Below are 21,774 nucleotides of genomic sequence, written 5' to 3' on the forward strand. Positions count from 1 at the left end.
CCGACGTGCAGCGGCTGGTCGACGTGGGCTACGTGCGCGACCTCCCCCAGGCGCGCCGACCGAGTCCGCGCGTGGTGCTCAGCGCCACGCGAGAGGGCGAGCAGCGGCAGTCGCGTGTGCCGTCCTCGGCGTTCGCCGCCGCTCGCGAGGCCTTGTCGCAGGGACCGGTGCTGGTGCAGGTCGCGCGCCCCGGCTACGCGCCCTCGCTCGTCTGCGCCGATTGCCGCCGTCCCGCGCGCTGTCAGCACTGCGCGGGTCCTCTGCGCGCGTCCCGGCCCGGAGCCACGCCGGTGTGCGCCTGGTGCGGGCGCAGCGCCCACGCGTGGGCGTGCGGACACTGCGGCTCGGTCAAACTGCGCATGGCCTCCTCGGGCAGCGAGCGCACCGCCGACGAGCTGGGGCGCGCGTTCCCGAACACGCGCGTGATCGTCGCGGACGGCGCGCATCCCGTCGCCGAGGTCGACGCGGCCCCCGCACTCGTTATCGCCACGCGCGGAGCCGAACCCCTCGCGCGCGGGGGATACCGGGCCGTGATCCTGCTCGACGGCGACCGGATGCTGCAGAACGAGGCGCTGCGCATCGGCGAGCACTGCCTGCGGTGGTGGTCGAACGCCGCGGCCCTCGCCGCCCCCGGCGCGCCGGTCCACCTCGTCGGGGTCGCCGGTCCCGTCGCGCGAGCGCTCGCGACCTGGACGCAGCCGGCGTACGCGCGCGCCGAGCTCGCAGACCGTTTCCCCCTGCGGATGCCGCCCGCCGTGCGCGTGGCGAGCGTCGACGGACACGCCCGGAGCGTCGACGCGCTGCTGTCGTCGCTGCGCGAGACGGTCCCCGATCTCGACCCCCTCGCCATCCTCGGCCCGGTCGACACGTCGACCGACCCCGACGCCTCGACCTCGCGCGCCCTGGTCCGTTTCGACTACGCCCACGGTCGCGCCGTCGCCGACGCGCTGCGCGCGGGCGTGATCGCCGATGCCCTGCGCGCCCGCAAGTCGCGCAAGGATCGCGGTCCCCGCCCCCGCAGTACGCTCAGAGTCCGCCTCGACATCCCCGAGCCCGACCTCTGAGCGGGCGAGCAACGATCGCCCCGTCATCACCCGCCCGCTCCTGAGAGCCTGAGGAGAACCATGCGCCTCGTCTTCGCCGGTACACCCGCCGTCGCCGTCCCCTCCCTGCGTCGACTCGCCGCCGGCCGCCACGACCTCGCCGCCGTCGTGACCCGCACCGACGCCCCTCTCGGGCGCAAACGCGTCCTCACCCCGTCGCCGGTCGCCGAGGCTGCAGAAGAGCTCGGCATCCCGGTGCTCAAAGCCGACCGCCTCGACGCCGACGTCACCGCGCAGGTGGGCGCGCTCTCGCCCGATCTGGGCGTCATCGTGGCGTACGGCGGTCTCGTGCGCGAGCCGCTGCTGTCGACGCCGACGCACGGCTGGATCAACCTGCACTTCTCGCTGCTGCCCAAGTGGCGCGGCGCCGCGCCCGTCCAGCGCGCGCTCATCGCCGGAGACGCCGTCACCGGGGCGAGCGTGTTCCAGCTGGTCGCGGCGCTGGACGCCGGCGACGTCTTCGCCGAGGAGCGCTACGAGGTGCCGTCGGGGGCCACCTCGGCCGACGTGCTGGACGACCTCGCGCGCATCGGCGCCCCGCTGCTCGACCGCGTCGTCGACGCGATCGCCGACGGCACCGCTCGGGCCGTCCCGCAAACCGGCGAACCGACGCTCGCCCCCAAGCTCACGCTCGACGACGGCGCTCTCGATCTGTCGCAGGATGCCGCCTCCCTGCTGCATCGCATCGCGGGCGTCACCCCCGAGCCCGGAGCGCACACGACGTTCGACGGCGCCCGGTTCAAGGTGCTGCGGGCCTCGGCCTCGGACGCGCCCCCGATCCCGCCCGGCCGGGTGGTGGCATCCGGCCGCGAGGTCGTCGTCGGCACCGGTACGACGCCCCTGCGGCTCGAGAGCGTGCAGCCGGCGGGTAAAGGGGCGATGAACGCGGGCGACTGGTTCCGCGGCCTGCGCACCGACGAGCCGGTGCTGGGCGCATGAGCGTCCAGGGAGCGCGCGCTGCCGCGTACGAGGTGCTGCGGGCCGTCTCGGGGGACGAGGCGTACGCCAACCTGCTGCTGCCGCACGCGATCGCGCGAGCGGGACTGGATGCCAAGGACGCCGGCCTCGCGACCGAGCTGACGTACGGCACCCTCCGGCGCCGGGGCACCTACGACGCGATCATCGCCGCGGCCGCCGACCGCACCGTCGACCGGATCGACCCGGCCGTCCTGGACGCCCTGCGGTTGGGCGTGCACCAGCTGCTCTCGACCCGTGTCGCCTCGCACGCCGCGGTCAACGAGTCCGTCGAGCTCGCGCGCCGCAACGGCGGCGGCCGAGGGGCCGCGGGCTTCGCGAACGCCGTGCTGCGGCGCGTCTCACGCGACACCCCGGGTCACTGGATGGAACGTATCGCCGCCGCCGCGCGCAGCGACGACGAGCGCATCGGCCTGACGACCTCGCACCCGGTGTGGATCGTCCGCGCGCTCCGTCGCGCGCTCACGGCCGAGGGGCGCGGCGACGAGCTCGCCGCCCTGCTCGAGGCCGACAACATCGCCCCACGGGTGGCGATGATCGCGCTGCCGGGTCTGGCCGACGTCCCCGACGACGCCACCGCCGCCCGGTTCGCCCCCGACGCCTTCACCACCCGCGGGGGAGACCCCGAGGGTCTCATCCGCGAGACGCAGGGCCGCATCCGGGTGCAGGACGAGGGCTCCCAACTGGCCGCCCTCGCGCTCAGCCGCGCCCTGCCCGTCCGCGAGGGCGAGCGCTGGCTCGACCTGTGCGCCGGTCCCGGCGGCAAGACCGCGCTGCTCGCCGCCGAGGCGCTGGCCCACCGCGCGCAGCTGGACGCGAACGAGATCTCGCCGGCGCGCGCGGGTCTCGTACGCCAGGCCGTGGCGGCCGTGCCCCTCGAGGTCGAGGTGAGCGAAGAGGACGGACGCGAGCGCGCGGCCCGCGCCGCGGGGCAGTACGACCGCATCCTCGTCGACGCGCCGTGCACCGGCATCGGCGCGCTGCGCCGGCGGCCCGAGGCGCGGTGGCGCAAGACGCCGTCCGACGTGCCCGACCTCACCGCGCTCCAGCTCGACCTGGTGCTGGCGGCGTTCCAGGCCCTCGCGCCGGGCGGCGTCGTCGCCTACGTCACCTGTTCGCCCCACCTCGCCGAGACCAGCGGCGTGCTGGCCGAGGTCAAGCGCGAACTCGGCGACGCGGTCGAGGAGCTCGACGCGCGCGCCGTGGTTCGCGACATCGCGGTCGACGAGATCGACCTGCCCGCGCAGGCGGACGGGTCGTTGCGGGCGCAGCTGTGGCCGCACCGTCACGGCACCGACGCGATGTCGATCGCCCTGCTGCGCAAGCGCTGATCGTCCGGCGTCGGGAGCCGCCTCGGCGGGCTCGACCGCGCGCTCAGTCCCAGCGCACCAAGGCGGGATCTCTCGAGAAGTCCACGACGGGCGCACCCAGCCGCGGCAGACCGTCGAACGTGCACCCGGTGTAGCGCCGCCCGTCCTTCTCGCAGTCCGCGGTCGCCTCCACCGCGCCGAGGGGGTCCGCGACGACCTGCAGCGGGGCGGGCGCGTACCCGTCGGGTTGCAGGTGCGCGAGCGCGGCCTCCGTCGACCCGGACAACGAGCGGTGGACGGTGCCGTCGACGAGGCGGATGCCGTCGCTCGTCCTGACCGGGAGGTCGAGACCGCACCCGGCGACGAGCGACGTCGCGGCCACGCACGCGTGCACCGCGTCGGCCACCGCGGAGCGGAAGGCCGCCACGCCGGTCTCGGTCAGCTCGGCTCGGACGTCCGCGAACGCGGGCGAGGCCGACCCGGGGTCGGCGAAGGTCTGCACGACGCCCCCGCGCAGCGTGAACGACGGGTTCGTCGAGGCCAGCTCGTACGTCCCGGGGAACAGCACGACGGTGTCCGCGACGACCGCCTGCCCGTTCACCGTCACGGCGAGTCCGTCGGCCGCCGCGGGCACGACGATCTCAAGGGTGCCCCGGCCGAGCCTCCAGGGCTGGCCGGCAGCGGTGCGCACGACCGCGAAGGTGGCCGTCGCGGGGGTCCCGCCGACCGTGAACGTCGCCGTCACGTCGAGGTGCAGCGGGTCGGGTGCGCGCGGGTGGGCACGGGCGACCGAGATGTCGGCGATGGGCGCGCGCTCGTCCGACGCGCGCAGCATCTCGCCGGTGAGGAACGACCGGTCACCCGGCACCTCGGCCAGCTGCGCGAGCGCGGTGGTCGCATCCGCCCGCGCGATCGCGTCCAGGTACGTCGCCACCACGGTCGACGGGTCGGTTCCGACCCGCGGCGCCCCACCGCCCAGCCCCATCGCCCCCAGGCCGAGGAACAACAGGCCCGCGAGGACCACCGTCGCCGCGGCCGTCGCGGCGACGGGTCGCGCGACGGTGAGCCGCGACGAGGCGTGCGGCGACGCCGGTCGAGCCGTTCTCTTCGGGGATGCCGTCGAACCGGCGTCCGGTGACAGCGGAAACCAACGCTCCTTCTCCGCGTCCCAGCCGTACCCGTTGGCCACCCACCGGCCGCGCTCGGCGTCCCAGACGGGGACGGCGCCGCGCGCCGTGCCCGGATCATCGTGTGTCGTCACCGCTCCACCTTGTCCGGTCGCTCCCCGCCACCCCGCCGGAAGCGGCGTGCCATGGACGGGATAATGTGCTCATGTCCGCCCCGCGCATCAACCCCAGCATCCTGGCCGCCGACTTCGTGAACATGGAATCGGAGCTGGCGCGCATCGCCGGTGCGGATTTCGTCCACGTGGACGTCATGGACAACCACTTCGTCCCCAACCTCACCTTCGGGCCGCAGATGGTCACCCGGGTGCAGGAGACCAGCCCCGTGCCGCTGGACGTCCACCTGATGATCGACGACCCCGACCGCTGGGCCCCCGCCTACGCCGAGCTCGGGGCGGCATCCGTCACCTTCCACCTCGAAGCCGCGGCCTCGCCCATCGCGCTCGCCCGACGGCTGCGGTCCATCGGCGCCCGCGCGGGCGTCGCCGTCAAGCCGGGAACCCCCGTCGAGAACCTGTTCGACGCGCTCGACGAGTTCGATCAGATCCTGGTCATGACGGTCGAGCCCGGGTTCGGCGGTCAGTCGTTCATGCCCGAGACCATGCCCAAGCTGCGCGCGCTGGCCGACGAGGCCAAGCGTCGCGGCTCGAGCGTGTGGCTGCAGGTGGACGGCGGCATCGGCGAGTCCACGATCGCGCAGGCCGCCGAGGCGGGGGCCGACACGTTCGTCGCCGGCTCGGCGGTGTTCGGCGCCGACGACCCGGACCGCGCGATCCAGTCGCTCCGCTCCACCGCCGCGCGCCACCGCCACTGACGCGCCGCCCCCATCCTCGATAAACGCCGTCCCTGCGGAGAAACGGCGTCTCGCCGCGTGTCTCGCACGGGACGGCGTTTATCGAGGCAGGGCGGCCCCGCGGACAGCCCCACCCCCGGCGACCCGATACCCTGGAGGGGTGAAGACCTTCGACGACCTGTTCGCGGAACTCAGCGCCAAGGCCGTCGAGCGACCCGAGGGGTCCGGCACCGTCGCCCAGCTCGACGCCGGCGTCCACGCGATCGGCAAGAAGATCGTCGAAGAGGCCGCCGAGGTGTGGATGGCCGCCGAGTACGAGTCCGACGAGGCCGCGGCCGAAGAGATCTCGCAGCTGCTGTACCACCTGCAGACCCTCATGCTCGCGAAGGGCCTGTCGCTCGCAGACGTCTACCGACATCTCTGAGCCGACGACCCTCCCTCGACGCCGCCTCCCCGGTGGCAGCCGCCCACAGCTCACCCCACACGAAAGCCCCCGTCATGCTGCGAATCGCCGTGCCGAACAAGGGGTCGCTCGCCGAGACCGCCGCCGAGATGCTCTCGGAGGCCGGATACACCGGACGTCGCGACTCGAAAGACCTGTACACCGTCGACCCCGTCAACGACGTGGAATTCTTCTACCTGCGTCCGCGTGACATCGCGACCTACGTGGGATCCGGCGCCCTCGACGTCGGCATCACCGGCCGCGACCTGCTGCTGGACGCGCGCATGCCCGGCGCCCACGAGATCGAGTCCCTCGGCTTCGCCGGCTCGACGTTCCGCTTCGCCGGCCGCCCCGGTCGCTTCACCGACGTGCAGGACCTGCAGGGTCTGCGCGTCGCCACCGCCTACCCGGGCCTGGTCGACGCCTTCCTCGACGAGCGGGGCATCGCCGTCGACATCGTGCCGCTCGACGGCGCGGTCGAGTCGGCCGTGCAGCTCGGGGTGGCGGATGCCGTCGCCGACGTCGTCTCGACGGGGACGACGCTGCGCCAGGCGGGCCTCGAGATCTTCGGGCCCGTGCTCCTCGAGAGCGACGCGGTGCTGATCGCCGGTCCCCAGGAGGCGGAGGGCACCGAGACGCTGCTGCGACGCCTGCGGGGCGTCCTCGCCGCGCGCAAGTACGTGCTGATCGACTACGACCTGCCCGCCGCCCTCGTGGAGCAGGCCGTGGCGGTCGCCCCGGGCCTGGAGTCGCCGACGATCTCGCCGCTGCGCGACCCCGAGTGGGTCGCCGTGCGCGTGATGAGCCCGCGTCGTGACGTCAACCAGGTCATGGACGCCCTCTACGCGATCGGCGCGCGCGCGATCCTGGTCACCGAGATCCTCGCCGCGAGGCTCTGATGACCCTCGCGCGCCGCGTCATCCCCTGCCTCGACGTCGCCGCGGGCCGCGTCGTCAAGGGCGTGAACTTCCTCGACCTGCGCGACATGGGCGACCCGGTCGAGCTCGCGAAGCTCTACTTCGACCAAGGCGCGGACGAGGTCACGTTCCTCGACGTCACCGCCACGGTCGACGAGCGCTCCACCACCTACGACGTGGTCCGCCGCACCGCCGAGCAGGTCTTCATCCCGCTCACGGTGGGCGGCGGCGTGCGCTCGAGCGACGACGTCGCACGCCTGCTCGCCGTCGGCGCCGACAAGATCGGCGTCAACTCCGCCGCGATCGCCCGTCCGCAGCTGATCGACGAGATCGCCGACCGCTTCGGCGCGCAGGTGATCGTGCTCTCGCTCGACGTCAAGCGAGCGGCATCCACCCCCTCGGGGTTCGTGGTGACCACGCACGGCGGTCGCACCGAGACGACCCTCGACGCCCTCGAGTGGGCGCGCGAGGCCGTCGAGCGCGGGGCGGGGGAGCTGCTGGTCAACTCGATCGACGCCGACGGCACCAAGCAGGGCTTCGACCTCGAGCTCGTCCGGCTCATGCGGCAGGTCGCGGCGGTGCCGGTGATCGCCTCGGGCGGCGCGGGAGAGCTCTCGCACTTCGCGCCGGCGGTGCAAGCCGGTGCCGACGCGGTGCTCGCGGCATCCGTCTTCCACTCCGGTCAGCTGAGCGTCGGACAGGTCAAGGACGCCATGGCCGCCGAGGGGATCGAGGTGCGCCGATGAGCGTCGATCGCGTGAAGTACGACGCCGACGGCCTGGTGGCCGCGGTGATCCAGCAGTTCGACTCGCGCGAGGTGCTGATGGTGGGGTGGATGGATGCCGAGGCCTTGAACCGCACGCTCACCACCGGCCGCGTGACGTTCTGGTCGCGCTCGCGTCAGGAGTACTGGCGCAAGGGCGACACCTCGGGCCACATCCAGCTCGTCAAGGGCGCGCGCCTGGACTGCGACGGCGACACGCTGCTCATCGAGGTCGACCAGATCGGCGCTGCGTGCCACACGGGCGACCACACCTGCTTCGACGCCGACGACCTGCACCCCGTCGTGGGGGAGCGCTGATGCGACGCGCCCGCTCGACCGCGGTGCTCGCGATGCTCCTCGCCGGAGCGATCGGGGTCATCGCGTCGACGCAGACGTGGATCGACGTCACCCTCGACGACGGCGCCCAGCAGACCCTCGCCGTCCCGGGCGCCGAGGCTCTCCCGGTGCTCACTCCGCTGAGCCTGGCGGCGCTGGCCCTCGGTGCGGCGCTGTCGATCGTCGGCCCGGTCCTGCGCTACGTCTTCGGCGCGCTGGGCGTGCTGATCGCGGCCCTGGTCGGCGTCGGCACCGCGCAGCTGCTCGTCTCGCCGCCCGTGTCGGCCACCGCGGCGACGGTCACCGACGCGACCGGCATCTCGGGGACGGATGCCGTCGGCTCACTCGTGACGGACCTGTCGCTGACCCCGTGGCCGGCGGTGACGCTGCTCGCGCAGCTCGTGCTGGCCGCGGCATCCGTGTTCACCGTCGTGACCGCGCGACGCTGGGCGTCGGGCGCGAGCCGCAAGTACCGCACCGCCACCGAGGCGGGCGCGGACACCGGCCGTCCGCACGACGCGATCGACTCGTGGGACGACCTCTCGCGCGGCGACGACCCCACGGCCTGAGCGGACCGCCACCGCGCGAGAAACGCTCTCCCTCGCGAGACACGGCGCGTCACCGCGTGTTTCGGCACCGAGAGCGTTCCTCGCCGACAAACCGCGTCACGCGACGCGCGAAGCGACGAGGGCGGGTCGCCGTCGGCGACGACATCGCGACATCGAGACGACGGCGGGAGAGCCGGCGCGCGCTTCGATAGACTGGAACCCACGCTTTCCCCCGCGCCCGCGCGCGACTGTTAGGAGCCCCATGAGCAACCCCATCGGCGATCCCGGCCACGGACACTCGCCCGCCGCCTGGACGGCCGTGATCATCATGCTCGTCGCCTTCACGCTCGGCACGCTGTTCTTCTGGCTCGACATGCCGGTGCTGGTGTGGGCGTCGGTCGGTCTGCTCGTCGTGGGTGCGATCGTCGGCTTCGTCATGACCAAGGCCGGCTACGGCGCGAACGGCGCGAAGTCCAACCCGAAGGCCCACTGACCGTGCTGGCCGATCTGACGGCCGGAGCGGTAGAGGACGCCGAGCAGCGTCGACGGACGCGTCCGCTCGCCGACGTCGAGCGCGACGCCCTCGCGCAGACGCCCGCGCGCGACGCCCTGGCGATGCTCGCCCCCGCCGACCGGGTCAAGGTCATCGCCGAGGTCAAGCGCGCGAGCCCCTCGCGCGGCGACCTCGCGTCCATCCCCGACCCCGCTCGGCAGGCCCGCCTGTACGAAGAGGGCGGCGCCTCGGCGATCTCGGTGCTGACCGAGCAGCGCAAGTTCAAGGGCAGCCTGGCCGACCTCGAGGCCGTGCGCGCCGCGGTGAGCGTCCCGGTGCTACGCAAGGACTTCATCGCCACGCCGTACCAGGTGCTCGAGGCCCGCGCCTCGGGCGCCGACCTGGTGCTGCTGATCGTCGCGGCCCTCGAGCAGCAGACGCTCGCCGAGCTGTACGCGCTCGTCACCGAGCTCGGCATGACGGCTCTGGTCGAGACGCACTCGGCCGACGAGCTCGACCGCGCCGCGCAGTTGGGCGCGAAGCTCATCGGCGTCAATGCGCGGAACCTCTCGACCTTCGAGCTCGACCGCGACCTGTTCGGCTCGCTCGTGGACCGTTTTCCCGCGGATGCCGTCAAGATCGCCGAGTCCGCGGTGCTCGCCCCCGCCGACGTCGCCCACTACCGCGCCGCGGGCGCGGACGTGGTGCTCGTGGGCGAGGCCCTCGTGACCGGAGACCCGGTCGCCACCCTTCGCGCGTTCCTCCAGGAGACGTCATGACCACCCTGCCCACGCAGAGCCTTCGCGACCAGAAGGGGCCGTTCTTCGGCGACTTCGGCGGCCGCTACATGCCCGAGTCCCTCATCGCCGCGATCGACGAGCTCACCGCGGTCTACGAGTCGGCCATGGCGGATCCGCAGTTCCAGACCGAGCTGCGCGCGCTCCTGCACGACTACGCCGGGCGCCCGTCGGTGCTGACCGAGGTGCCGCGCTTCGCCGCGCACGCCGGCGGCGCGCGGGTCTTCCTCAAGCGCGAAGACCTCAACCACACGGGGTCGCACAAGATCAACAACGTGCTCGGTCAGGCCCTGCTCACCAAGCGCCTGGGCAAGACCCGCGTCATCGCCGAGACCGGCGCCGGCCAGCACGGCGTCGCGACCGCCACGGCCGCCGCGCTGTTCGGCCTGGACTGCGTCATCTACATGGGCGAGGTCGACACCGAGCGACAGGCGCTCAACGTCGCCCGCATGCGCCTGCTGGGCGCCGAGGTCGTGCCCGTCACCACCGGTTCGCGCACGCTCAAGGACGCCATCAACGAGGCGTACCGCGACTGGGTGGCCTCGGTCGAGACCACCAACTACATCTTCGGCACCGCCGCGGGTCCCCACCCGTTTCCGGCCATGGTGCGCGACTTCCAGAAGATCATCGGCGAAGAGACCCGCGCCGAGTTCCTCGAGCGCCTCGGCCGCCTTCCCGACGCCGTGTTCGCGTGCGTGGGCGGCGGGTCCAACGCGATCGGCATGTTCGACGCGTTCCTCGACGACGAGGGCGTGGCCCTCTACGGCGTCGAGGCCGCCGGCGACGGGGTCGACACCCCCAAGCACGCCGCCTCCATCGGCCGCGGCCGCCCGGGCGTGCTGCACGGCGCGCGCACCTTCGTGCTGCAGGACGAAGACGGTCAGACCACCGAGTCGCACTCGATCTCGGCCGGCCTCGACTACCCGGGCGTCGGTCCCGAGCACGCCTGGCTCGCCGACATCGGCCGCGCGCAGTACATCCCGGCGACCGACGACGAGGCGATGCAGGCCCTGCGTCTGCTCTCGCGCACCGAGGGCATCATCCCGGCGATCGAGTCCGCCCACGCCCTGGCCGGCGCCCTGCGCGTGGGTCGCGAGCTGGGTCCGGATGCCGTCATCGCGATCAACCTGTCCGGTCGCGGCGACAAGGACATGGACACCGCTGCCCGGTATTTCGACCTCTACGACGCCGAGCACGCGCCTGAGACCGTCGAGGGCCGTGCGCAGACGCGTGCGGCCGAGACCGTGGCATCCGCCCCCGGATCGCCCGTCGACGTCACCGCCGCCCCCGATGCGGCCAGCGGTGCGGGGGTCGAGCTGTGACCTCGCGCGTCGCCGCCGCGATCGACGCGGCCCACCGGGACGGACGCGGGGCGTTCGTCGGGTACCTGCCGGCGGGCTTCCCCGACGTGCAGACCAGCATCGAGGCGGCCGTCGCCCTCGCCGAGGCGGGAGCCGACGTCATCGAACTCGGTCCTCCCTACAGCGACCCCGTGATGGACGGCCTGGTGATCCAGGAGGCCACGCAGACGGCGCTGGCCAACGGCTTCCGCATGCGCGACCTGTTCACGATCATCCGCGAGGTCACCGCACGCACCGAGGTGCCCGTCCTGGTGATGACGTACTGGAACCTCGTCGAGCAGTACGGTGTCGACCGCTACGCCGACGAGCTCGTCGCGGCCGGGGGAGCGGGGCTCATCACACCCGACATCACCCCCGACGCCGGAGAAGCGTGGATCTCGGCGAGCGAGCGCACCGGTCTGGACCGCGTTTTCCTCGCCGCCCCCACCTCGTCCGACGAGCGTCTGAAGATGATCGTCGACGCGTCCACCGGCTTCGTGTACACGGTCTCGACCATGGGTATCACCGGAGAACGGGCCGAATTGGATGCCGCCGCCCGCGGCCTGGTGGAGCGTCTGCGCGCGTTCGGAGCCGAGAACGCGTGCGTGGGCATCGGCATCTCGAACGCCGAGCAGGTCGCCGGCGTCGTGGAGTACGCCGACGGCGCGATCGTCGGGACGGCGTTGGTCAAGGCCCTGCGCGACGGCGGCGTCGAAGCGCTCTCCTCGCTGGCGAAGGAGCTGTCCGCGGGCGCGACCAAGCGCGCCTAGACTCGACTGCATGACGTTCGCCCTCTCGAGCGCCGCTTCCGGCGTGCTCGCCAGCATCCCGAGTCCGTCGATCTCCTACGTCGATCTCGGTCCGCTCCGCATCCACTTCTATGCCCTGTGCATCGTCGCGGGCATCATCGTCGCCGTGCTCCTCACGAACGCCCGGCTGACGCGTCGCGGTGCCGAGAAGTGGGTCGTCATCGACATCTGCCTGCTGGCGGTCCCGCTCGCGATCGTCGTCGCGCGCATCTACCACGTGGTCACCCACCTGGGCTTCTACTTCGGGCCGGGCTCGAACCCGTGGAACATCACGCAGCCGGGATCGGTGTGGGCCATCTGGGAGGGCGGCATCGCCATCTACGGCGCGCTCATCGGCGGGGCGATCGGCGCGATCCTCGGATGCCGGTGGACCGGCATCCGCTTCTGGACCTTCGCGGACGCCCTGGCGCCCGGCCTCATCATCGCCCAGGCGATGGGCCGCTTCGGCAACTGGTTCAACCAGGAGCTGTTCGGCCAGCCCACCGACCTGCCGTGGGGACTCGAGATCGCCTCGGGCAACCCGGCGATCCCGGTCGGCCTGCCGGCCGGCACGCTGTTCCACCCGACCTTCCTGTACGAGGTCATCTGGAACCTGCTCGGCGCCGCGGTGATCCTGTACGTCGGAAAGCGCTTCACCCTGCAGTGGGGCAAGCAGTTCGCCATCTACCTCGTCTGGTACAGCGCGGGCCGCGTCGTCTGGGAGTCCATCCGCATCGACCCCAGCGACATCATCCTCGGGCTGCGCACGAACGTCTGGGCCGCGATCTTCGGCGTGATCCTCGGCATCGTCATCTTCGTCGTCCAGTCGCGCCGCCACCTCGGCCTCGAGCCCTCGCCGTACGTGCCGGGGCGCGAGTCCAAGGCTCCGGGGGCTGTAGACTCAGGCGACCCCTCTGACTTCGTCGACGTGAGCGAGCCGCCCGCGACGAGCGACACCGTCGGCACCAGCGCCACAAGCAGCCCCGCCACGAACTAACTCTCTGGGCCGACGTCGTCCCATTCGAAGCATCAACGTGAGGACGGTTGATATGGCTTCCAGCCTGCGCTCCGGCACCGTCGGAGAAGCATTCCCCGCCCGACAGGGAATGTACGACCCGTCGTTCGAGAAAGACGCCTGTGGCCTCGCCATGGTCGCCACTCTCCGCGGCGAAGCCGGTCACGACATCATCGACCTGGCGCTGACGGCGCTGCGCAACCTCGAGCACCGCGGCGCCATCGGCTCCGACGCGGGCACCGGTGACGGCGCGGGCATCCTCACGCAGATGCCCGACGCGTTCCTGCGCGCGGTGGTCGACTTCGACCTGCCGCCGGTGGGGGAGTACGCCGCGGGCATGGTCTTCCTGCCGCTCGGCCACGACGAGCGCACGGCCATGAAGTCGGGCATCGAAGAGCTCGCGCGCCACGAGAACCTCGAGGTGCTCGGCTGGCGCGAGGTGCCCGTCGAGGCCGAGAACCTCGGCAAGCTCGCGTACGACGCCCGCCCGGCGTTCGAGCAGCTCTTCGTCTCGCGCCCCGCGGTGGGCGACCAGCCGGCGCTGTCGGGCATCGCGCTCGACCGGCGCGTGTACCGCCTGCGCAAGCGCGCCCGTCACGAGCTCGAGGCGTACTTCGTGTCGCTGTCGAGCCGGACGCTCGGCTACAAGGGCATGGTCACGACCCTGCAGCTCGAGCCCTTCTACCCCGACCTGTCCGACGAGCGTTTCGCGTCGGAGCTGGCGGTGGTGCACTCGCGCTACTCGACCAACACCTTCCCGTCGTGGCCGCTCGCGCAGCCGCTGCGCATGCTCGCGCACAACGGCGAGATCAACACCGTCAAGGGCAACCGCAACTGGATGCGCGCGCGCCAGTCGCAGCTCGAGTCCGAGCTCATCGGCGACGTTCGCCCCCTGCTGCCCATCTGCACCGAGGGCGCGAGCGACTCGGCCTCGTTCGACGAGGTCCTCGAACTGCTGACGCTCACCGGGCGCAGTCTTCCGCACGCGATCATGATGATGGTCCCCGAGGCCTACGAGAAGCAGGCCACGATCGACCCCGATCTGCGCGCCTTCTACGAGTACCACTCGATGCAGATGGAGCCGTGGGACGGCCCGGCGGCGCTGATCTTCACCGACGGCACCCTGGTGGGCGCGACCCTCGACCGCAACGGGCTGCGCCCCGGCCGCTGGACCGAGACCACCGACGGGCTCGTCGTGATCGGCTCCGAGACCGGCGTCCTCGACTTCGCCCCCGAGCGCATCAAGCGCCGCGGGCGCCTGCAGCCCGGCCGCATGTTCCTCGTCGACACGGCCGAGCGCCGCATCGTCGAAGACGAGGAGATCAAGGCGGGCCTCGCCTCGCTCGAGCCGTGGGGCGAGTGGGTCGACAAGGGCCGGGTCAAGCTCAGCGAGCTGCCCGAGCGCGAGCACATCGTGCACCCCATCGCCTCGATCACGCGCCGTCAGCGCACCTTCGGCTACACCGAAGAAGAGGTGCGCATCCTGCTGACCCCGATGGGCCAGGGCGGCGCCGAGCCGCTGGGCGCCATGGGCAGCGACGCGCCCGTCGCCGTGCTGAGCGACCGACCCCGACTGCTGTTCGACTACTTCTCGCAGCAGTTCGCGCAGGTGACCAACCCGCCGTTGGACTCCATCCGCGAAGAGGTCGTCACCTCCCTGTCTCTGGGCCTGGGTCCCGAGCGCAACCTGCTCGACTGGGGTCCCGACCACACGCGCACCGTGACGCTGGACTTCCCCGTCATCGACAACGACGAGCTCGCCAAGATCCAGCACATCGACACCGCCCTCCCGGGCCGTTCGTCGGTGACGATCCGCGGCCTGTACCGGGTCGAAGCCGGGCACAAGGGTCTGCAGAAGCGCCTCACCCAGATGTGCTCCGAGGTCGACCAGGCGATCGAGGACGGCGCCGAGTTCATCGTGCTCAGCGACCGCGACTCCAACAAGGACCTCGCGCCCATCCCCTCGCTGCTCATGCTCGCCGCGGTGCACCACCACCTCATCCGCAAAGAGACGCGCATGAAGGTGGGTCTCGTCGTCGAAGCCGGCGACGTCCGCGAGGTGCACCACGTCGCCACGCTCATCGGTTACGGCGCGTCGGCGGTCAACCCGTACCTCGCCATGGAGACCGTCGAGTACCTGGTGCGTGCGGGCTTCATCACGAACGTCACGCCCGAGAAGGCCGTCAAGAACCTCATCTACGCGCTCGGCAAGGGCGTCCTCAAGATCATGTCGAAGATGGGCATCTCGACCGTGTCGTCGTACGCCGGCGCCCAGGTGTTCGAGGCCGTCGGCCTGTCGCGCGAGTTCGTGGACGCGTACTTCACCGGTACCGAGAGCAAGCTCGGCGGTGTGGGTCTCGACGTCATCGCCGCCGAGAATGCCGCGCGTCACGAGTACGCCTACCCGCAGGATGCCGCCGCCCGCGCGCACGAGCGCCTGTGGACCGGTGGCGAGTACCAGTGGCGCCGCGACGGCGCCCCCCACCTCTTCAACCCCGACACGGTGTTCCGTCTGCAGCACGCCACGCGCGAGCGCCGCTACGACATCTTCCGCGAGTACACCCAGCTCATCGACGACCAGGCGCACGAGCTCAAGACGCTGCGCGGTCTGTTCGGGCTGCGCACGGGGCAGCGGCCGGCGGTGCCGATCGACGAGGTCGAGCCCGTCTCGGCGATCGTCAAGCGCTTCTCGACGGGTGCGATGAGCTACGGCTCCATCTCGAAAGAGGCGCACGAGGTCCTCGCCGTCGCGATGAACCGCATCGGCGGCAAGAGCAACACCGGCGAGGGCGGAGAAGACGTCGACCGTCTGCTCGACCCCGAGCGCCGCAGTGCGATCAAGCAGGTGGCATCCGGTCGATTCGGCGTCACCAGCCTGTACCTCACCGAGGCCGACGACATCCAGATCAAGCTCGCGCAGGGCGCCAAGCCCGGCGAGGGCGGTCAGCTGCCCCCGACCAAGGTGTACCCGTGGGTGGCGCGTACCCGTCATGCGACCGCCGGCGTGGGACTCATCTCGCCGCCGCCGCACCACGACATCTACTCGATCGAAGACCTCAAGCAGCTGATCTTCGACCTCAAGCGCGCCAACCCCTCGGCCCGCATCCACACCAAGCTGGTGAGCCAGTCGGGTATCGGAGCGGTCGCGGCCGGTGTCGCCAAGGCGCTGAGCGACGTCATCCTGGTCTCGGGTCAGGACGGCGGCACGGGCGCCAGCCCCATGAACTCGCTCAAGCACGCCGGCACCCCGTGGGAGCTGGGCCTGGCCGAGACGCAGCAGACGCTCATGCTGAACGGCATGCGCGACCGCGTCGTCGTGCAGGTCGACGGGCAGATGAAGACCGGTCGCGACGTCGTCATCGGCGCCCTGCTGGGGGCCGAGGAGTTCGGTTTCGCGACCGCGCCCCTCGTCGTCTCGGGCTGCATCATGATGCGCGTCTGCCACCTCGACACCTGCCCGGTTGGTGTGGCGACGCAGAACCCGGTCCTGCGCGAGCGCTTCACCGGCAAGGCCGAGTACATCGTGAACTTCATGGAGTTCATCGCCCAGGAGGTCCGCGAGTACCTCGCCGCCCTCGGCTACCGCTCGATCGACGAGATCGTCGGTCGCACCGAGCTGCTCGATGCGAACGAGGCGATCCAGCACTGGAAGGCGCGCGGGCTCAACCTCGCGCCCATCCTCGAGGGACCGCGCTTCGCCGAGGACGAGCCGCGTCGTCACGGCCGTTCGCAGGACCACGAGCTCGAGGACCACTTCGACGTGCAGCTCATCGAGCGCGCGCAGGACGTCATCGCGCACGGCGGACAGCTGACGATCGACCTTCCGATCCGCAACACCGCCCGCGCCGTCGGGACCATGCTCGGCCACCACGTCACCAAGGCGCACGGCGAGCACGGTCTGCCCGAGAACTCCATCGACGTGCGCCTGACCGGTTCGGCCGGTCAGTCGTTCGGCGCGTTCATGCCCGCGGGCATCACGCTGCGACTCGAGGGCGACTCCAACGACTACGTCGGCAAAGGCCTGTCCGGGGGCACGATCGTCGTGCGCCCGCCGCGCGGCTCGACCTTCGCCGCGAGCGAGAACGTCATCGCCGGCAACGTCATCGGCTACGGCGCCACGCAGGGGCAGATGTTCCTGAACGGCGTCGTGGGGGAGCGGTTCCTCGTGCGCAACTCCGGGGCCACCGCGGTGGTCGAGGGCGTGGGCGACCACGCGCTCGAGTACATGACGGGCGGCCTGGCCGTCATCCTCGGCTCGACGGGCCGCAACCTGGGCGCCGGCATGTCCGGCGGACAGGCGTACGTCTACAAGCTCGACCGCGACCTGGTCAACCGCGAGGCCATGGCATCCGGTGAGCTGGTTCTGGGCGCCCTCGGATCCGGGGATGCCGAGATCCTCCGCGACCTGCTCGAGAAGCACGTCGCAGAGACCGATTCCACGCTGGCCCGTCGTCTGCTCGACGACTTCGAGGCCGAGGTGGACAACTTCGTCCGGGTCCTGCCGCGCGACTACGCCGCCGTGCTGCAGACCCGCCAGGAGGCGGTCACCGAGGGGCTCGACCCCGACGGCGACGTCGTCTGGAAGCGCATTCTGGAGGTGACGGGTGGCTGACCCGAAGGGCTTTCTCAAGACCACGGAGCGCGAGCTCCCGAAGCGTCGACCGGTGCCCGTGCGCATCATGGACTGGAAAGAGGTGTACGAGCCGGGCGATTCGGCCGTCATCAAGCGCCAGGCCGGTCGCTGCATGGACTGCGGCATCCCGTTCTGCCACAAGGGCTGCCCGCTGGGCAACCTGATCCCCGAGTGGAACGACCTGACGTGGCGCGGTGAGGGCCGCGCGGCCATCGAGCGTCTGCACGCGACGAACAACTTCCCCGAGTTCACCGGGCGCCTGTGCCCGGCACCCTGCGAGAGCTCGTGCGTGCTGGGCATCAACCAGCCCGCGGTGACGATCAAGCAGGTCGAGGTCTCGATCATCGACGAGGCGTTCGGCAACGGCTGGGTCGAGCCCGAGCCGCCGGAGCGTCTGACGGGCAAGACCGTCGCGGTGGTCGGCTCCGGCCCCGCGGGTCTGGCGGCGGCGCAGCAGCTCACGCGCGCCGGTCACACGGTCGCCGTCTTCGAGCGCGACGACCGCATCGGCGGACTGCTGCGCTACGGCATCCCGGACTTCAAGATGGAGAAGCGCCACCTCGAGCTGCGCCTGCGGCAGATGCAGGCGGAGGGCACGCGCTTCCGCGCGGGTGTCGAGATCGGCAAGGACGTGTCGTGGAGCGACCTGCGCGCGCGCTACGACGCCGTCGTGGTCGCGACCGGCTCCACGGTGCCGCGCGACCTGCCGATCCCGGGACGTGACCTCGATGGCGTGCACTACGCCATGGAGTACCTCATCGAGGGCAACAAGGCCGTCGCGGGCGACCAGATACCGCACCAGATCACGGCCGAGGGCAAGCACGTCGTCGTCATCGGCGGCGGCGACACCGGTGCCGACTGCATCGGCACCGCGCACCGCCAGGGCGCGCTGAGCGTCACGAACCTCGCGATCGGCAAGCAGCCGCCGTCGGAGCGCCCCGCCGAGCAGCCGTGGCCGATGATGCCGAACCTGTTCGAGATGGCATCCGCCCACGAAGAGGGCGGGGAGCGGACGTTCCTGGCCTCGACGGTGGAGTTCCTGGGCAACGCCGCCGGCGAGGTGCGGGCCCTGCGCGTCGCCGAGACCGAGTACGTCGACGGTCGGCGCGTGCCCAAGAGCGGCACCGAGCGCGAGATCCCCGCCGACCTCGTGCTCATCGCGATGGGCTTCACCGGCCCCGAGCGCGACCTGCTCGAGGAGCAGCTCGGTACGCAGTTCACCGGCCGCGGCAACGTCGAGCGCGACGCGACCTACGCCACCAGCACGCCGGGGGTGTTCGTCGCCGGCGATGCGGGCCGCGGACAGTCCCTCATCGTGTGGGCCATCGCCGAGGGCCGCGCGGCCGCCGCCGAGGTCGACACGTTCCTCATGGGCGAGACGGTGCTGCCGGCACCGGTGCGCCCGACCGATGTCGCCATCGGCCTGCTGCCCGCCTAAGCTGGCAAGGGCCGATCGGCCACTTCCCGAATATCCTCACGGAGCTTGAAAACGGATGAGACGCGCCAAGATCGTCGCAACACTCGGGCCCGCTACGTCGTCGTATGAGATGGTTCGCGCCATCATCGACGCCGGAGTGGACGTCGCCCGCCTGAACCTGAGCCACGGAGACTACTCCGTGCACGACGCGAACTTCGCGAACGTGCGCAAGGCCGCCGAGGACGCCGGTCGCCCGGTCGCCGCCCTCGTCGACCTGCAGGGGCCCAAGATCCGCCTCGGCAAGTTCGAGAACGGTCCCCACGACCTGCTGCCCGGCGACATCTTCAAGATCACCGTCGAAGAGATCCTCGGCACCAAGGAGATCGTCGGCACGACGTTCAAGGGCCTGCCCCAGGACGTCCGCCCCGGTGACTTCCTGCTCATCGACGACGGCAAGGTGCGCGTCGAGGTCGTCGAGACCGACGGCACCGTCGTCACCACCCGCGTCATCGTGGGCGGCCCGGTCTCGAACAACAAGGGCATCAACCTGCCCGGTGTGGCCGTGAACGTCCCCGCCCTGAGCGAGAAGGACGAGTCCGACCTGCGCTGGGGCCTCAAGGCCGGAGCCGACCTCATCGCCCTGTCCTTCGTGCGCGACGCGGAGGACATCGAGCGCGTCCACGAGATCATGGCCGAAGAGGGACGCTACGTCCCCGTCATCGCCAAGATCGAGAAGCCGCAGGCGGTCGACAACCTCGAAGAGATCATCGACGCGTTCGACGGCATCATGGTCGCCCGCGGCGACCTCGGCGTCGAACTGCCGCTGGAGGCCGTGCCGATCGTGCAGAAGCGCGCGGTCGAGCTCGCCCGCCGCATGGCCAAGCCCGTCATCGTCGCGACGCAGATGCTCGAGTCGATGATCACCAACCCGGTGCCCACCCGCGCCGAGACCTCCGACGTCGCCAACGCCGTCCTCGACGGCGCGGACGCCGTCATGCTCTCGGGCGAGACCAGCGTCGGCACCTACCCGGTCGTCGTGGTCGAGACGATGGCGCGCATCGTGGAGTCCACCGAGGAGCACGGCCTGGAGCGCATCGCGCCGCTCACCAACAAGCCGCGCACCCAGGGCGGCGCGATCACGCTGGCCGCCGTCGAGGTCGCCGACTTCGTGGATGCCAAGTACCTCTGCGTGTTCACCGAGTCCGGCGACTCGGCGCGTCGCATGTCGCGCCTGCGCTCGACGATCCCGATGATCGCGTTCACGCCCGAGCCCGGTATCCGCCGTCGCCTGGCGCTGACGTGGGGCGTGCGCTCGACCCTCGTCGAGCACGTGTCGCACACCGACAAGATGTTCCTGCAGGTCGACGACTACCTGCTCGCCAACGACCTGGCCAAGGTCGGCGACAAGGTCGTCGTCATCTCCGGTTCCCCTCCCGGAATCGCCGGCTCGACGAACGACCTGCGCGTGCACCGCGTGGGCGACGCCGTCCACGGTGCGGCTCCGGGCTACCAGGAGGCCTGAACCCCCACGACGCGCGCCGGGTCCGCCCGGCGCGCGTCGTCGCGTGCGGCGACCGCGCTCGCGCGCGGGTAACCTGGACTGCGACACTTGCCGGTGTGGCGGAATGGCAGACGCGGGGCACTCAAAATGCTCTGTCGAAAGACGTGTGGGTTCGAGTCCCACCACCGGTACGCCCTCTCGCATCCCCGTTCTCCCGGGGACGCGCTCATCCACGTCCTAGGATGGTCTCGTGACTGATCAAGAAGCCGCTCCGGCCACCGCGCCCACTGCTCCGCGCCGCGTCGTCGTCGCAGAGGACGAGTCGCTCATCCGCCTCGACATCGTCGAGATCCTCCGCGACAACGGCTTCGACGTCGTGGGAGAAGCAGGAGACGGCGAGACGGCGGTGCAGCTGGCCACCGAGCTGCGCCCCGATCTGGTGATCATGGACGTCAAGATGCCGCAGCTCGACGGCATCAGCGCCGCCGAGAAGCTCAGCAAGAACCACATCGCCCCCGTCGTGCTGCTCACCGCGTTCAGCCAGAAGGAGCTCGTGGAGCGCGCGAGCGAGGCCGGCGCCCTGGCGTACGTCGTCAAGCCGTTCACCCCGAACGACCTGCTCCCCGCGATCGAGATCGCCCTCGCCCGGTACGAGCAGATCATCACGCTCGAGGCCGAGGTCGCCGACATGGTCGAGCGCTTCGAGACCCGCAAGCTCGTCGACCGGGCCAAGGGCCTGCTCAACGAGAAGATGGGCCTGAGCGAGCCCGAGGCCTTCCGCTGGATCCAGAAGGCGTCGATGGACCGCCGTCTGACCATGCAGGACGTCGCCAAGGCGATCATCGAGCAGCTCGCCCCCAAGAAGGGCTGAGCACCGCGATTTTCGAGAACGGGATGCCACTTCGGTGGCATCCCGTTGTCGTTGCGGCACGGGGCCCGGCGGCGATCAGGCCGCGGGGGCGTCCTTGATCATGTTCGTGATGCGGATCGTCGAGCACCGACGGCCCTGCTCGTCGGACACGGCGATCTCGTGCACCGTGAGCGATCGGCCCAGGTGGATCGGCGTGCACACGCCCGTGACGATGCCCGACGTCGCCGAACGCGTGTGCGTGGCGTTGATGTCGATGCCGACGGCGAGCTTTCCGGATCCGGCGTAGAGATTCGCCGCCATCGAACCGAGCGACTCGCCGAGCACGACGTACGCACCGCCGTGCAGCAGGCCGACCGGTTGGGTGTTCCCCTCGACGGGCATGGTCGCGACGCTGCGCTCGACCGAGAACTCGACCCACTCGATGCCCATCTTCTCGGCGAGGGCGCCCATACCGCGCTCGCGCGCCCAGTCGAGGCCGCTGGTGGTGTCGGGGGTCGTGGAGCTCATCGTCGCCTTCGTGGAGCCGGGGCCGGGGGAGTGTCCGTGGT

19 protein-coding genes, 1 tRNA gene and 1 pseudogene are annotated in these 21,774 nt (G+C 71.3%); 19 read left to right on the forward strand and 2 right to left on the reverse strand.

The features are described 5' to 3' along the window. From DC432_RS09035 to DC432_RS09045, 3 genes and pseudogenes are all read left to right on the forward strand, one after another. Positions 1–1,064: pseudogene (locus DC432_RS09035) on the forward strand (primosomal protein N'); the annotation flags it as partial. A gap of 60 nt (positions 1,065–1,124) precedes the next feature. Then, positions 1,125–2,042, forward strand: coding sequence for a methionyl-tRNA formyltransferase (gene fmt / locus DC432_RS09040; protein ID WP_116537615.1), 918 nt, complete (start codon positions 1,125–1,127; stop codon positions 2,040–2,042). After that, positions 2,039–3,409 (forward strand): RsmB/NOP family class I SAM-dependent RNA methyltransferase, encoded by a 1,371-nt coding sequence (locus DC432_RS09045; RefSeq protein ID WP_116537616.1) that lies wholly within the window; start codon positions 2,039–2,041, stop codon positions 3,407–3,409. Before fmt ends, DC432_RS09045 begins: the two co-directional genes overlap by 4 nt. Positions 3,410–3,452: 43 nt before the next feature. Here DC432_RS09045 and DC432_RS09050 read toward each other — a convergent pair whose 3' ends face one another. Beyond that, positions 3,453–4,649, reverse strand: a complete 1,197-nt coding sequence (locus DC432_RS09050) for a hypothetical protein (RefSeq protein WP_116537617.1) — start codon at positions 4,647–4,649, stop codon at positions 3,453–3,455. A gap of 71 nt (positions 4,650–4,720) precedes the next feature. Here DC432_RS09050 and rpe point away from each other — a divergent pair, with 71 nt between their 5' ends. The 16 genes from rpe to DC432_RS09130 all read left to right on the forward strand — a co-directional run bounded on the left by rpe (position 4,721) and on the right by DC432_RS09130 (position 21,226). After that, a complete protein-coding gene (gene rpe / locus DC432_RS09055) occupies positions 4,721–5,386 on the forward strand; it encodes a ribulose-phosphate 3-epimerase (protein WP_108320485.1) in 666 nt (221 codons plus the stop codon). Positions 5,387–5,525: 139 nt separating this feature from the next. Further along, positions 5,526–5,789: a phosphoribosyl-ATP diphosphatase gene (locus DC432_RS09060; RefSeq protein ID WP_116537618.1), complete on the forward strand. Its 264-nt coding sequence runs from the start codon at positions 5,526–5,528 to the stop codon at positions 5,787–5,789. A gap of 74 nt (positions 5,790–5,863) precedes the next feature. Beyond that, positions 5,864–6,706: an ATP phosphoribosyltransferase gene (hisG, locus tag DC432_RS09065; protein WP_116537619.1), complete on the forward strand. Its 843-nt coding sequence runs from the start codon at positions 5,864–5,866 to the stop codon at positions 6,704–6,706. Then, positions 6,706–7,470, forward strand: a complete 765-nt coding sequence (gene hisF, locus DC432_RS09070) for an imidazole glycerol phosphate synthase subunit HisF (RefSeq protein ID WP_108320482.1) — start codon at positions 6,706–6,708, stop codon at positions 7,468–7,470. Before hisG ends, hisF begins: the two co-directional genes overlap by 1 nt. After that, positions 7,467–7,805 (forward strand): phosphoribosyl-AMP cyclohydrolase, encoded by a 339-nt coding sequence (hisI, locus tag DC432_RS09075; protein ID WP_056231816.1) that lies wholly within the window; start codon positions 7,467–7,469, stop codon positions 7,803–7,805. Before hisF ends, hisI begins: the two co-directional genes overlap by 4 nt. After that, entirely contained in the window at positions 7,805–8,392 is a 588-nt protein-coding gene (locus tag DC432_RS09080) for a Trp biosynthesis-associated membrane protein (RefSeq protein ID WP_116537620.1), read from the forward strand. The genes hisI and DC432_RS09080 overlap by 1 nt, the downstream gene beginning before the upstream one ends. Before the next feature lie 241 nt (positions 8,393–8,633). Then, a complete protein-coding gene (locus DC432_RS09085; RefSeq protein WP_108320480.1) occupies positions 8,634–8,864 on the forward strand; it encodes a DUF6704 family protein in 231 nt (76 codons plus the stop codon). A 2-nt stretch (positions 8,865–8,866) separates the two neighbouring features. Then, a complete protein-coding gene (gene trpC / locus DC432_RS09090; protein WP_116537621.1) occupies positions 8,867–9,643 on the forward strand; it encodes an indole-3-glycerol phosphate synthase TrpC in 777 nt (258 codons plus the stop codon). Further along, the gene (gene trpB / locus DC432_RS09095) at positions 9,640–10,983 is read left to right on the forward strand and encodes a tryptophan synthase subunit beta (protein WP_116537622.1); all 1,344 of its coding nucleotides are present in this window, start codon (positions 9,640–9,642) and stop codon (positions 10,981–10,983) included. The genes trpC and trpB overlap by 4 nt, the downstream gene beginning before the upstream one ends. Continuing rightward, a complete protein-coding gene (gene trpA / locus DC432_RS09100) occupies positions 10,980–11,771 on the forward strand; it encodes a tryptophan synthase subunit alpha (protein WP_116537623.1) in 792 nt (263 codons plus the stop codon). Before trpB ends, trpA begins: the two co-directional genes overlap by 4 nt. A 10-nt stretch (positions 11,772–11,781) precedes the next feature. Further along, on the forward strand, positions 11,782–12,786 hold the full coding sequence (gene lgt, locus DC432_RS09105) for a prolipoprotein diacylglyceryl transferase (RefSeq protein WP_116537624.1): 1,005 nt from the start codon (positions 11,782–11,784) through the stop codon (positions 12,784–12,786). 52 nt (positions 12,787–12,838) lie between these two features. Beyond that, positions 12,839–17,416 carry a glutamate synthase large subunit gene (gene gltB / locus DC432_RS09110; protein ID WP_116537625.1) on the forward strand — a complete coding sequence of 1,526 codons (4,578 nt, stop codon included), beginning with the start codon at positions 12,839–12,841 and terminating at the stop codon, positions 17,414–17,416. Further along, complete coding sequence (locus tag DC432_RS09115) at positions 17,409–18,875, forward strand: glutamate synthase subunit beta (RefSeq protein ID WP_116537626.1); 1,467 nt, start codon at positions 17,409–17,411, stop codon at positions 18,873–18,875. The genes gltB and DC432_RS09115 overlap by 8 nt, the downstream gene beginning before the upstream one ends. A 55-nt stretch (positions 18,876–18,930) precedes the next feature. Further along, positions 18,931–20,376 (forward strand): pyruvate kinase, encoded by a 1,446-nt coding sequence (gene pyk, locus DC432_RS09120; protein ID WP_116537627.1) that lies wholly within the window; start codon positions 18,931–18,933, stop codon positions 20,374–20,376. Between the two features lie 89 nt (positions 20,377–20,465). Next, a tRNA-Leu gene (locus DC432_RS09125) sits at positions 20,466–20,546 on the forward strand. A 59-nt stretch (positions 20,547–20,605) separates the two neighbouring features. Then, positions 20,606–21,226: an ANTAR domain-containing response regulator gene (locus DC432_RS09130; RefSeq protein ID WP_076675473.1), complete on the forward strand. Its 621-nt coding sequence runs from the start codon at positions 20,606–20,608 to the stop codon at positions 21,224–21,226. 75 nt (positions 21,227–21,301) lie between these two features. On the opposite strand, the gene DC432_RS09135 is transcribed toward DC432_RS09130, so the two are convergent. After that, on the reverse strand, positions 21,302–21,733 hold the full coding sequence (locus DC432_RS09135) for a hotdog fold thioesterase (RefSeq protein ID WP_116537628.1): 432 nt from the start codon (positions 21,731–21,733) through the stop codon (positions 21,302–21,304). Positions 21,734–21,774 lie beyond the last annotated feature (41 nt).

It is taken from the genome of Microbacterium testaceum (assembly GCF_003075375.1).
GTDB classification, from domain to species: domain Bacteria; phylum Actinomycetota; class Actinomycetes; order Actinomycetales; family Microbacteriaceae; genus Microbacterium; species Microbacterium testaceum_E.

Coding starts and splice junctions, on each gene's coding strand:
- fmt (WP_116537615.1), top strand. CDS start 1,125: ATGCGCCTCGTCTTCGCCGGTACACCCGCCGTCGCCGTCCCCTCCCTG.
- DC432_RS09045 (WP_116537616.1), top strand. CDS start 2,039: ATGAGCGTCCAGGGAGCGCGCGCTGCCGCGTACGAGGTGCTGCGGGCC.
- rpe (WP_108320485.1), top strand. CDS start 4,721: ATGTCCGCCCCGCGCATCAACCCCAGCATCCTGGCCGCCGACTTCGTG.
- hisG (WP_116537619.1), top strand. CDS start 5,864: ATGCTGCGAATCGCCGTGCCGAACAAGGGGTCGCTCGCCGAGACCGCC.
- hisF (WP_108320482.1), top strand. CDS start 6,706: ATGACCCTCGCGCGCCGCGTCATCCCCTGCCTCGACGTCGCCGCGGGC.
- hisI (WP_056231816.1), top strand. CDS start 7,467: ATGAGCGTCGATCGCGTGAAGTACGACGCCGACGGCCTGGTGGCCGCG.
- DC432_RS09080 (WP_116537620.1), top strand. CDS start 7,805: ATGCGACGCGCCCGCTCGACCGCGGTGCTCGCGATGCTCCTCGCCGGA.
- DC432_RS09085 (WP_108320480.1), top strand. CDS start 8,634: ATGAGCAACCCCATCGGCGATCCCGGCCACGGACACTCGCCCGCCGCC.
- trpB (WP_116537622.1), top strand. CDS start 9,640: ATGACCACCCTGCCCACGCAGAGCCTTCGCGACCAGAAGGGGCCGTTC.
- lgt (WP_116537624.1), top strand. CDS start 11,782: ATGACGTTCGCCCTCTCGAGCGCCGCTTCCGGCGTGCTCGCCAGCATC.
- gltB (WP_116537625.1), top strand. CDS start 12,839: ATGGCTTCCAGCCTGCGCTCCGGCACCGTCGGAGAAGCATTCCCCGCC.
- pyk (WP_116537627.1), top strand. CDS start 18,931: ATGAGACGCGCCAAGATCGTCGCAACACTCGGGCCCGCTACGTCGTCG.
- DC432_RS09135 (WP_116537628.1), bottom strand. CDS start 21,733: ATGAGCTCCACGACCCCCGACACCACCAGCGGCCTCGACTGGGCGCGC.